Raw genomic sequence first — 12,661 nt, 5'->3', positions numbered from 1 at the left:
AGATGGCAATAAAGGTATTAGTGGTAGACGATTCAGCCTTAATCCGCAGTCTGTTGGGCAGGATGGTCGAGTCCGATCCTGAGTTGTGTCTCGTTGGCATGGCAGTCGATGCCTATATGGCCAAGGATATGGTGAATCAATTTCGGCCAGATGTGATTACCTTAGATATTGAAATGCCAAAGGTTGATGGACTCACTTTTTTAGATCGATTAATGAAGGCAAGACCTACAGCTGTCGTGATGATTTCTGCCTTAACCGAAGAGGGCGCAGATGCGACATTCAATGCACTAGCTCTGGGAGCTGTGGATTTTATTCCTAAGCCTAAGCTGGATTCACCTCAGGGATTTAATGAATATCAGGATTTAATCCTCGAAAAAATTAAATCTGCGGCAAAGGCAAAGTTGCAAAGCCTGCCTGCGCCGACCATAACGCTGAAACCCAGTTTAAAACCAGCCTTAAATCAACGTACTGTTAATACCCAGTTAGTGGCTATTGGAGCTTCCACTGGCGGGACTGAGGCTATTTTGCATCTTTTACAACAATTTCCTGCGGTTATGCCGCCAATTGTGATTACGCAACATATGCCTGCTGGATTTACCCGTACTTTTGCAGAACGACTAAACAAACTCACTCGCCTTAATGTAAAGCAAGCTGAGGAAGGGGAGCGGTTATTACCTTGTTATGCCTACATTGCACCAGGGGATCAGCACTTAGAAATCATCAAAGTTGGTGGGAGTTTTAAAGCAAAGCTTAGCCAAGGTGACAAAGTCAGTGGGCATAGACCATCGGTGGACGTGTTATTCCATTCAGTGGCTCAATATGCAGGCGCGAATGCGACAGCTGTGATCCTAACTGGTATGGGTAAAGATGGGGCCGATGGGATGGAAGCGATAGATAAGCAAGGTGGCAAAACCTTTGCACAAGGAGAGCAGAGTTGTGTGGTATTTGGTATGCCTAAAGAGGCGATCAAACGCGGTGCGATTCATCATATAGTAGAATTGCCTCAATTAGGGGATAAACTGCTCCAGTATTTGGCATCATTAAAACGAGACTAGGTCATACTGATTTTTACCTTAGGCAATACATTAAACTAAGGTATTGATAATACAATTTCGTCCGCTTCGTTTGGCTTCATACAAGTTTTTATCCGCTAATAATAAACACTCTTGAAACTGATGACATTCGGTTGAAAATGCCAAACCACCACTCAATGTGACTTTAAATTCGGCGCCTTCTTCAACAAACACAATATGGCTAAAGCTTTCGCGAATGGCATTAATTTTGGCAATCGCCAGCGGTGCGGGCATGTCAGGTATGACCAGCATAAACTCCTCGCCGCCATAACGCCCCATAAAATCCGCAGGGCGTAGGGACTGTTGTAACAGGTGCGAAAAAGCTAATAGAACCTTATCACCACCTGAATGGCCATAAGTATCATTCACTTGCTTAAAGTGATCTAGATCCAGCATCGCGATACATACGCAAGAGTTTGCTCGTTTGGCTAAGCTGAAACTATGACGAGCCGCAACAAGGATTTGAGTATGATTCAATAAGCCCGTTAAACTGTCACGGCTGGCAGAACTGCGTATATCATGGCCACGTTGCGCGCGGGAAATCACTTGGGTAACAAAGAGGCTGGGGGCCGTTTGTTTAGAGATAAGATCATCGGATCCCGCCTGAATAATGCTGACTTTATTTTGCATGGTGTCATCTGAGCTCAACACTAAAATAGGGCTTGAAGTATATTTATCGAGCTGACGGATCATTCTTGCCAGTTCTAAGCCATTTACCTCCGGCATATAGAGATCAAAGATAAATAAATCCGGTTCAAATTGCTCCAGGGTTGGCATGACGTGCTCGGGTTTGGTCATGCCTCTAACCATTAACCCATGGCTACGTAACAAGCTCGAAAAATAATCCACCATCGATTGCTGATCATCCACTAACAGCACTTTAAGGGGAGGCTTATCGGACATTTTGAGCCATTGATGAATTTTACGAACCAACAATGTTGTTTCGGCCGGTTTAACAAAATACTCGCTGACATTGGCACGAATCGCTAATAAACGCATATCAAAATCGCCACGAGAAGATAATACAAATACCCGAGTATTATTTTTCTCAAATTCGGTGGCGGCTTCGAATAGTGCCTCTTCGGTATAATCGGGCAAGATAAGATCTAATAAAATTAAATCGAATGGACTTGAGTATTGCACCTTGAGAAAGTCGGTAAAATTTAAGAAATGTTGCACATTAAAACCAAACTCGTGTAGTTGTTTTGTGATCATTAAGCCCACATTACTGTCATCTTCGATGATGGCAATACAGTATTCATGGCGAGACTTTGAGGGTTTATAGGGGCTTTGTTGCATTTGCGCCTCAACCACGGGTGCCGCAGGCTGACAATGCTGATTATTTTGCAGTAACTGGTGAAAAAGCATATCTAGGCCTTTGATCACATTTAGCGTTGGTGCTGGGGTGTCGAGAAGATGTTTCAATTGAAGCTCAAGCTTATCGACAACATCTTTGGTCTCGATTAAGCCAAAGGTTTCACAGGAACCTTTTAAATTATGCACTTCGCGATAAACGGCTGACAGCATATGTCCTTGCCAGTTTTTCCGTAGTGATATCCATAACGTAATGATTTGTTTCTTTTTATCAGGCAAAGCATGTAAGTACTGACGTTTGAGTTGTTCTAAGGATTCTTCAAGACTCATAAAACCATCACCATGATAAGGATTTACAGAATAAACTGGTGCACCGGTGCTGCGTATGCAATACCCCTTAAGGATTAATTAACCCAATTCATTTAGTTGTGTTTTGTTGGGTACCTTATGAGTGTAAACCAAGAGAGAAAAAATGCGGCAGAAATACAGTGTTAATAACATTTAAACCTTAAAGCTACCTATTTTTAGCTGAAGTGATACTTTGATAGCGGCTTAGTGGAAATAACCTATGAAATTAGAAAATAATAAGTAAGATCAATTAATTTATAAGCGTTAGCAATGGTAACAGGAGTGATTTCAACGTGATGGGATGCGTAAAGAATATCAGGCACAACGCCAAGTTTTGTATATTGTTGGCTGTAACGGCCAGTGTCGTTGGTATTTATCCATTCTCGCTAAAAGCATTAGAGAAACAAGATTCTGAAGCCATCTGTATCCTTATCCAAAGTGAGATGCAAGATTGGCATCCAACCACGCCGCGTTATCAGGAGCTCAAAGCAAGATTCGATGAGCATTGTCAGCAACCCGTAGCCAATGGCATAAAATCCCTAACTAACCAGCCTAAAACGCAATTCACTGCTCGCCATGATACGCCGGAGCAGAAATCCAATGTGATCCCTACCGAGATAACACCTAAACATACGTCCACTCCAAGCGAGATCTCACCTATTTCCTCAATACTCGAGGCGCTATCTATTCTTGTGAGTATCCCAGTGTTTATGATTGTGTTGACTGTAGCCATATGGTTATTTCGTCCATCGCTAAGACGATACCGAGCCGAAAGGTTAGGCCTACAGGGTGAAAAGCGAGTCGCCAACTTACTCAAGCAAGGACTAAAAGATGAGGACTACCGACTTTATCGTAATCTAATTTTACCCATGGATGAGTTGAGTGAAGGCACGCCCTCTTTGACAGAGGTTGATTTAGTCTTATTGACACATTTTGGTGTTTTTGTTCTTGAAGTTAAAAATTACTCTGGCTGGATATTTGGGGGAGAGAAGCAAGCGCAGTGGACGCAGAAAATTTTTACTAAACAAACTCGCTTTAAAAATCCGCTCCATCAAAATTATAAACATTGTTTAGCGGTTGCCCATTGCTTAGGGTTAGTCGAGGGGCTCCATTCTGTAGTCGTTTTTAGTGATGAGGTGAGCTTTAAAACCCCATTGCCTAAAAATGTGGTAAATGAGTCGGGACTTTTGAGTTTTATCGCTCAATATAAAGTACAAACGAGTGAAACTTCTCAAAACACACATCTAGAATTTTCTCGCGCTGCAGAACGGCTCGATATCGCCAAGCAGCAGTCGAACTCTGATGCTAAGTCATTGCACTTAAAGCAGTTTAAGCATCATCGCGTTGAACCAACCATCTCAAGTTGATATTACAGTTAGTATTCTCGCTAAGGTGATAATGAATGGATTATTGCGCTATCTTTAAGAACACCATTAACCCATAAACAATTGGAAGGATAGGGATATGTCGGATAACACAGGTACAGTGAGATTACATCGGGTGTTGCGTGCACCAGCGGCGTTAGTCTACAAAGCATTTACCGATAAAGCGGCGTTAGAACGTTGGTTACCACCTTATGGCTTTGTCGGGACAATTCATGAGTTTGAATTGGCTGTCGGTGCAGGGTATTCCATGAGTTTTACCCAATTTGCGACCGGGTACAGTCATTCTTTTAAGGTGACTTATACCGAGCTAATCCCTAATAAACTTATCCGCCATAGCGACCAATTTGATGATACTAATCTACCCGGGGTGATGCAGGTGACAATTGAACTTGCCGAGGTAGCCTGTGGTACCCGCTTACAGATAGTACAGGAGGGGATCCCTGAGATTATTCCTGAGGAGATGTGTTATTTAGGCTGGCAAGAGTCACTACTGCAACTTGCGGCTTTGGTGGAAGCGAAGATGGAATGAGGTCGTCAGTCACTGGGTGATATAAAAAGTGTGATATAAAAAAGACGCTTATCTCGAGTAGAGTGAAGCGTCTTTTTTATTGGGCAATTTTATTGGCAAAGGATAAAGCCTTTAAAAAGGCTTATCACCTAGTACCCGCAGGGCTACGCACTGGCAAGGTTTGCCAGATACTCATCAAACGTCCCTTGAAAGTTCACCAATTTTCTATCACGAATATCAATAATGCGAGTCGCTAACGAAGAAACAAATTCGCGGTCATGGCTGACAAAAATCAGCGTGCCTTCAAAATCTTTGAGGGCATTATTGAGCGCTTCAATTGCTTCCATATCCATATGGTTAGTCGGTTCGTCCATAATGATGACGTTGATATCTTGCATCATTAACTTACCGAAAATTAAACGGTTTTTCTCTCCGCCGGAGCAGTTTTTAGCCTTTTTATTGGCATCATCTTCGGTAAACAGCAAACGACCTAACATGGCGCGTACCATCAAATCGTTATGTTTGGGTTGGCGCCATTGGTCCATCCATTCAATGATAGTCAAGTCATTATCGAAATCGCTGGTACTATCCTGTGGGCAATAGCCGATAGCGGCATTTTCGGACCACTTAATCGTGCCTTCATTATGGATTAATTCATTGACTAAACAGCGTAATAGGGTGGTTTTACCCACACCGTTCTCGCCAATAATTGCCAGTTTTGCGCCAGCTTCGAGAATTAAATCACCGCCTTCGAATAAGTTTTCGCCATCAAAACCATGGCCAAGATTTTCCAGCACTAAGGCTTGACGATGCATTTTCTTGCCAGCAGCGAAACGAATCGATGGGGTAATTCGGCTGGAGGATTTCACTTCATCCAGTTTAATTTTGTCCATGCGTTTGGCGCGCGAGCTGGCTTGTTTTGCCTTAGAAGCGTTGGCACCAAAGCGGTTAACAAAGTCCTGTAATTCTTCAATCTCGGCGCTCTTTTTGGCGTTGCCAGCTAAGAGTTGTTCACGCAACAATGCCGATTGCGCTAAAAAGTAGTCATAGTTGCCGGGATAAATACGCAGTTCGCCGTAATCGATATCCGCCATATGGGTACACACTGCATTAAGGAAATGCCTATCGTGGGAGATGATGATCATGGTACATTTGCGTTTATTCAACTCAGTTTCAAGCCAACTAATGGTATGAATATCTAAGTTGTTGGTCGGTTCGTCGAGTAGCAAGATATCAGGGTTAGCAAACAGCGCTTGGGCTAATAACACCCGCAGTTTCCAACCAGGCGCAACCTGAGACATAGGACCGTAGTGGAAAGACTCTTCGATACCGGCTTCAATGAGGATTTCGCCCGCGCGGCTCTCGGCGCTGTAACCGTCCATCTCGGCAAACTCACTCTCCAAGTCACCCACGCGCATGCCATCTTCTTCGCTCATATCTGGCTTGGCGTAAATGGCGTCACGCTCTTGCTTGATTTTCCACAGTTGGGTATCACCCATGATCACCGCATCGATAACCGTGTATTGCTCAAAGGCGAATTGATCTTGGCTTAGGGTGCCGACTTTTAGGCCTGGGGTGATGGACACGTTGCCTGATGTCGGGGCGAGGGCGCCACTTAAGATCTTCATAAAAGTCGATTTGCCGCAGCCGTTAGCGCCAATCAAACCATAACGGTTGCCGTTGCCAAATTTTGCCGAGATATTTTCAAATAATGGCTCAGGGCCGAATTGCATGGTGATATTTGCGGTAGAGATCAAGGGGATGTCCTAGGAGTTACGTCTTAATAAAAGGCTTAAACCGGCTGCGTTGCTGACAAACGCCGTTGCAACAATCATGCTTATGTAAAGTCTTGGCCAAGATAATTTGGCCGCGCAGTATAGCGATTTCACGCACAATATGCGAGTTACAAACAAATCCTTAAAGATAATAAACTTGCCGATGAAGCCCGTTTAATAAACACGCTGTGTCTCTTGGCTCCGCGCGGGAAGAGCATCTACGTAAGCGCCTTTATCCTTGAGTGATGCCCGTGATTAGCTGTACCCATTTAAACCTTGGAGTGGTTAATTAATGCTTATTTCCACTATGGGTTCGCCTCGTTTGCCTCCTAAAGCGGGTTTTGCTCACCAAGCGCACAGGTTATTTTGAATTACTATTCACCAATGTGCATATCCTTTAGCGAAATTCCCGAGATTAGCCTTTTGTTTATGCAAATTTTAGAATAAAAAACCGCTCAGGGTTTCAGTGCCCTCCTCACTGTCATGCCCCCTTGATTCAATAATTAGTCTCGTTAGTTGGCATGAGTTGCCGCTGTTGTCTGCTTATCGAAATACTGGTGTTAGCGATTGCGCCTTTATTTTCTTCGAGGCCGATATTTAACTGAATGGTAATAAAACATTGCAATTCTATGTTTGATTTCTGTATCTCTTTGTATCTTCTTGTATCGCCAGTAATACAGCTTGTTCGAATAGATATTACCGCATGGATCACTAGACACTTTTTCCCATGACACACTGTAATAGTGCCATGGTCTTATTTAAAAGATGGCACTTATACTGCTATTACCGTAGCAAAATTATGGTTATATGGCTAAATCTATAAAGGTATAAGTGATGCAAGAAGAGAAAATCACTGGTCTCTATTTTGTGGAAGAACAGCAACGTATCTGGATTATCTATACCCTAAGGTATCCAGAACCAATAGATGATGTTGACCTTGAGACATATATGGAGCTGCTTGAGAAAATAAAAAAGACTGATGGAACACGCTATGATTTGTACACCTATCTCCTATCAAAGCAAAACAAGTGCACAGACATTCTCCAATTTCTTAAAACACACACGCACTGAAAATCAACTTTCACAGGAGGATTTATGTTGTTTACTCAGGGAAAAAAGTTGTTTATTTGATGCTTTAGATGCGATTACGATTAGCCGTTGGGAGCGAGGAGTCAATATTCCATCGCTAGCAAAACAGGCAGAAATTGTAGAAATTTTTGGTTCAGAATTATTTGATATTTATCGGCAGGATAAAAGTTTTGTTAGTGAAGGACTCGCCTCGATTAATTTATTTGATTCGAGTGTCGAACGTAGCGAACATCCTTATTATCGTAATAAACCTTATCGTGTCGAATTTATTGATAACCATCATGATAACTTTTTGACCTTACTACAGTTGAGCCTGGTGTATGAGAGTAACCCCCGACTTTGTTTGAATAATTTCCAATTATCGCAACCCTTTTTTTTGGGATTATCGCTCGTTGTTGCATTTAGTTTTGGTGAGCAGATTGTTGGGCATTGTTTGTTTTGCCGCACGCACGCTAAGGTCGCGCTCGAGTTTATGAATGATGAAGTGGATTTGTTTGAGGTCATTAGCCATAACAGTCAGTCTAGCCCTGATACCTTAATGGTGTTTTCTTCTTTTGGTGTCACACCTCATATTGAAAACTATATGATGTCTGTCTACCTGAATGAAATGGCTTTATGTCGTTCGATAAAGTACTTAAGTTTCAGCATCTGTGATGAATCCTTAAAAAGGAAGCTTTCCCAATTCAAGTTACCTATTTTTAAAATTAGAACCTTAGAAAACAATCATAGAACTATAAAGAATTATTCCTTTTTCGCCAGTAGAACCGAAGTAATGGCTAATCGAAATTTGCTGAAATTATCGGTTATTCCTTCGGCTAAGTCTCAGACAATCGATCCTATTTTCTTTATGCAGCTAGAGACCAATATATGAATATACTCATTATTGATGATCAAAAATTTATCCGAGAAACGCTCAAAGCGGATATCAATAAATGTTTAGCCGAAAATGAAATTAATATTTATGAAGCCAGTAATGGCAATCAAGGGATTGATTTAATTATGGGGTTAAATGTATCACTCGATCTCATCATTATCGATTTGAAGATGGAGCAGGGCGATGGTATTGCTGTCATCAATATGTTGGCGACAGAGCCTCGGTGGATGTCGATTCCGATTGCCGTGATCAGTTCTTCCGATAAACGAACTCTTGAATTGGTAGACTGTATTATTCATACACTCAGGTTAAACCTATTGGGTGTGTTTGCAAAGCCTGTCAATGCCAGTGATATTTTAATGCCATTGCTTACGACCGACACCGAAGATGTGCCTGAGTCAACTACGCATCGTCATCGAGGTCACCGACATGCAAATATCAACGTTCAACAGTTACTTAAGGATGAACAGTTGATCCTTTGTTACCAACCAAAGATTAATTTAAAAACCCAAGAAATTACTGGTTTTGAGGTGTTGTCTCGTTTATGTGATCGCCACCATGGTTATATTTATCCCGACGTATTTTTGCCTTTAATCAATCAACAGGGATTAAACAGTATTTTTTCGCGGATGGTGATTTCTCAGGCGTTGCAGTGTTGGCTACGCCAGCCGCTACTCACCCCATTTTCATTATCAATCAATATTACGGCAGATGATCTCACCTGTGAGGAATTAATTGAATACATTATCGAGTCTAGTCGTGCTCATACGGGGATTCACTTAATTTTAGAGTTGACTGAATCACAGGAAATCATTAATCAAGATCGAGTTCTTAATTCGATTGCCCGGCTCATTATTAATAATATTGATATTTCACTGGATGATTTTGGTAAAAGCTATTCGACCTATGATCGTCTTGATGCTATTCCTTTTAAAGAAATAAAAATTGATAAAAGTTTTGTCTCCGATATGGATATCAATCATCAACATTATTTAATTGTTGAGTCGACCATTGCCCTAGCGCAAAAGATGCACGTAAAAGTGGTTGCCGAAGGCGTAGAAACTGCCGCTATTGCCGCTATTTTGACAGCCTTAGGTTGTGATGTGGCACAGGGATATTTGTATAGTCCACCCATTGAAGGTCGTTACCTTATTAACTGGATAGGCCATTATCAAAGTGAGTGTTTAATACATGAATAATCATGGCCTTGAACACCAAGTGAAGCAAGCGCTGTCAGTCTTTTTGGCGCAATATCAACAGCCGCAGCAACAAGTGTTAAGGCGAGCTTTACTCATAGAGCTTGAACGCATGAGTCTGCAACTTATGTCACTCAACGCTGAAGAATGTTTTTCTGACCTTAGGCATGAGTTTTTGGGGATGACGAGTTATCTCGCCTTGGATGAGACGTTGTGTGTTTCAAATTTGGCTTCGGTATCGGCTTTTAACACCCAGATCCAATTTTTGTTAAATGCCGTAAAGGAGCAAGATAATGGGGAGTAAATATACTTCAAGCATGTACTTGCTTACCGGGTTATTTATTACGCTGATTATTATTTGCTTAACGCTTGCCCATTCAATTAATGAATTTAAAGCGGTTTATCAAAAAAAAGCTCAGGCAGTATTTTCATCATCCCAAGATATGTTTTTACAACACCGTATTATGTTAGATGCATTGCGATCGTTTTTTAATGCTTCCGCTGCGGTGACCACAAAAGAATTTGAAGTATTTGCTAAGGATTTGCTGAAGATCAAATCTGCCGTTGCCTTCACATTAACCCCTGAACTCGAACTGGCGTATATTTCTGATCCATCTATCTTGCCAGAACTTAAACCATTAACATTAAGTATGATGGACAACGGAAGTTTACACGCCAGACTAATCAATTATACCCTTTTGACCGTTAAGATTGATGAACCTCAGATGCCTTATTTGATTTATGCCATTTCCCAAAAAAGGATTTTGACGCGTATCGATCAAGAGCAAGATGTATGCATTACGTATCAGTTCGAGCATTCAATTTTACGAAGCGCTTTCTGTGATATACCTGCTGCAACGGGGATTTGGCGCTTATTTGCCTATTCAGATCGTCAATTTATTACATTGAACGAATATCAGACCCGTTTCAATTTACAGGTTTATTATCAGGTACCTCGAGCGGAAGTGATTGAGCTTTTCGTTATAATCCTATCGATTGCGCTTCTTGGGCTAGCATTTTCGCTACTATGGTTTTTTAAAGCGAAACATCAACAGCTTATTGAGCGCATTGAATGTGAAAATCGTTCGAAATTAGCGGTAATGGCCAGTATTAATCATGAGATCCGCACGCCAATAAATGCGTTGCTTGGTTATAGCCGGATGCTCAAGAAAACTCTTTCAATACCATCCGAGCCAGCACAGCAGGGCACATCAAGACAGGAGCTAAGCCATATTGTCGATAAAATGATCTGGTCAGCAAATTTGCTTTATTCGGTTGCTGAAAACACATTAAATTACAGTAAGGCTGAAGTTGGAAAACTCACATTAGATCAGCATGCGATTAACCTTAGAGAATATGTTGGTCGCATTCAAGAATACTATCAAGCTTTCAATACTACTTCGGGTAAAACCCTCACTGTGTCGGTCAGTGATAGGTTACCTGACTTGCTTAAGCTTGATGGCACTAAGCTATTCCAACTTGTCACCAATATTATTAATAATGCTTTTAAATACAGTACTGGTGAGCAGGTACACTGTTATATGGATTTGCATCCTTCATTTAATCAAGCTTCAGCTTCGCTTATGTTGAGGGTGTTGATCCGTGATTTTGGTGAAGGTATGCCTATGCAGGCAAAGCGGGCGTTAGATAGTCCCTTTATTTATCAATCACTGTCTAGCTCCTATGGTATTTCGGGAATAGGACTTGGGCTTTATACCTGTAAGCGATTATTGGAGCAGATTGGCGGTAAATTACGGATACGCAGTCAGCAAGGACGAGGAACCACGGTATTAATGCACTTTCCGTGTCAGTTTTATCACCAGAAGCAGGAGCCAATACACCGTTATACCCAGCAACCATTACTATTAGTGGACGATAATCTGTTTAATCTTGAGATTTGCCGTGGAGCGCTCGAGTCCCATTTTGCCCAAATCCACTGTACAGATCAGGCTGAATCGGCGTTAAGGCTATTTAAAACGCTGCGGCCACCATTGGTGATTGTCGATTATCGGTTAAAAGAGACTGACGGATTAGTGTTAATTCAACAAATGCGCAAGCTTATCATTGAGATGGATGATAGTACTTGGGAATGCCAGTATTTTCTGCTTTCAGCCAATAATAGTGATGAGATCCCAGCACTTGGGCGATTTCCCGACGTGGTCTTTATCCAAAAGCCCTTTAGTTTAGAAGTATTTTTGAGCAAATTAGCGGCAATTACGCCAGTATAGGATAGCTACTGGTTAACACTATAAATGCATTCGGCTTTCACATAGAATGGCCTTTATACATTACTTAATCGACGATTCTAACGGATTGTGCTAATCCATCAGCAATACCACCGTCATGGCCCCGATTATCGCTTTGGGGAGCAAATGACTTTTCTCGACGTGAAACAAACCTTTGGCTTTAGCCATGTGCGCGTAGGGCGTTGGGTTACGCGGGAAGAATCCTTAATTGCCGCTAATTTAGTGTTTGATTCGCTGGCAGACCTTGCCTTTATCCTGCATTTACCGCCCTTAACCTTAGGGCTAAGGCAAACCTTAAGTCTTGCCTTTGGTCATGGCGGGCAAAAGGGTGTGCTGGCCCATTATGCTCCCGCGGCTAGAGAGCTGGCATTAGCAAAAAATGCCGGCGCTGGGGCCTTGGCCCATGAGTTTTGGCATGCGTTTGACCATTATGTGGCGCCTAAGGCGTTTTCGCGAACCACGGGACGTTTTAAGTGCGCCAGTGATCTCTGGCTTGCGGATCTGCCGCTCATTGATCATCCGTTAAATCATCGTTTAGCAGAAATTTTTCGAGTGACATTACTCTCTGAGGACAATCTAGCGCCGAGCGATTATGTACGCCGTGCAATAGCATTAGATAAGCGTTATGGTGCGCAGTATTTTGCTAAACCCACCGAAATGATGGCTCGGGCCTTTGAAGCGTGTATCGAATCCTATCAAGGGATCCAAAATCCGTATTTGGTGTCTGGCACACGTTACTCTGCGCAGGCAAAGGAAGGAGCTTATCCCGACGAATCACATAGACAACGTATCTTTAATGCCTTGATAGCCTACTTTGAGCCATTAGGCATAGCGTTAGGGAAAGTAGGATAAG

General features: G+C 42.2%; 10 protein-coding genes. 8 read left to right on the top strand and 2 right to left on the bottom strand.

The features are described 5' to 3' along the window. Positions 1–2: 2 nt before the first annotated feature. Positions 3–1,055 carry a chemotaxis response regulator protein-glutamate methylesterase gene (locus tag HG547_RS09140; RefSeq protein ID WP_037418021.1) on the top strand — a complete coding sequence of 351 codons (1,053 nt, stop codon included), beginning with the start codon at positions 3–5 and terminating at the stop codon, positions 1,053–1,055. Positions 1,056–1,085: 30 nt separating this feature from the next. Here HG547_RS09140 and HG547_RS09135 read toward each other — a convergent pair whose 3' ends face one another. After that, complete coding sequence (locus tag HG547_RS09135) at positions 1,086–2,717, bottom strand: diguanylate cyclase (protein WP_169547673.1); 1,632 nt, start codon at positions 2,715–2,717, stop codon at positions 1,086–1,088. Between the two features lie 359 nt (positions 2,718–3,076). Here HG547_RS09135 and HG547_RS09130 point away from each other — a divergent pair, with 359 nt between their 5' ends. Further along, entirely contained in the window at positions 3,077–4,102 is a 1,026-nt protein-coding gene (locus HG547_RS09130) for a nuclease-related domain-containing protein (RefSeq protein WP_169547672.1), read from the top strand. Between the two features lie 97 nt (positions 4,103–4,199). Next, a complete protein-coding gene (locus tag HG547_RS09125) occupies positions 4,200–4,649 on the top strand; it encodes an SRPBCC family protein (protein ID WP_169547671.1) in 450 nt (149 codons plus the stop codon). Positions 4,650–4,792: 143 nt separating this feature from the next. Here the strand turns inward: HG547_RS09125 and HG547_RS09120 are convergent, their stop codons facing one another. Continuing rightward, complete coding sequence (locus tag HG547_RS09120) at positions 4,793–6,385, bottom strand: ABC-F family ATPase (protein ID WP_047537566.1); 1,593 nt, start codon at positions 6,383–6,385, stop codon at positions 4,793–4,795. Between the two features lie 1,009 nt (positions 6,386–7,394). Between HG547_RS09120 and HG547_RS09115 the strand changes: the two genes are divergently transcribed. The 5 genes from HG547_RS09115 to HG547_RS09095 all read left to right on the top strand — a co-directional run bounded on the left by HG547_RS09115 (position 7,395) and on the right by HG547_RS09095 (position 12,660). Then, positions 7,395–8,363, top strand: coding sequence for a helix-turn-helix domain-containing protein (locus HG547_RS09115; protein ID WP_169547670.1), 969 nt, complete (start codon positions 7,395–7,397; stop codon positions 8,361–8,363). Then, positions 8,360–9,565, top strand: coding sequence for an EAL domain-containing response regulator (locus tag HG547_RS09110; protein WP_140906683.1), 1,206 nt, complete (start codon positions 8,360–8,362; stop codon positions 9,563–9,565). Before HG547_RS09115 ends, HG547_RS09110 begins: the two co-directional genes overlap by 4 nt. After that, positions 9,558–9,866, top strand: a complete 309-nt coding sequence (locus HG547_RS09105) for a hypothetical protein (RefSeq protein WP_055648259.1) — start codon at positions 9,558–9,560, stop codon at positions 9,864–9,866. The genes HG547_RS09110 and HG547_RS09105 overlap by 8 nt, the downstream gene beginning before the upstream one ends. Beyond that, complete coding sequence (locus HG547_RS09100; protein ID WP_169547669.1) at positions 9,856–11,790, top strand: ATP-binding protein; 1,935 nt, start codon at positions 9,856–9,858, stop codon at positions 11,788–11,790. Before HG547_RS09105 ends, HG547_RS09100 begins: the two co-directional genes overlap by 11 nt. Positions 11,791–11,877: 87 nt before the next feature. After that, positions 11,878–12,660, top strand: a complete 783-nt coding sequence (locus HG547_RS09095; RefSeq protein ID WP_169547668.1) for a CLCA_X family protein — start codon at positions 11,878–11,880, stop codon at positions 12,658–12,660. The last annotated feature ends 1 nt before the right edge of the window (position 12,661 follow it).

The organism is Shewanella sp. DNRA4, from assembly GCF_012843185.1.
GTDB classification, from domain to species: domain Bacteria; phylum Pseudomonadota; class Gammaproteobacteria; order Enterobacterales; family Shewanellaceae; genus Shewanella; species Shewanella xiamenensis.
Note: the sequence above shows the minus strand (reverse complement) of the source record. Positions and strands in the feature narration are given on the sequence as shown.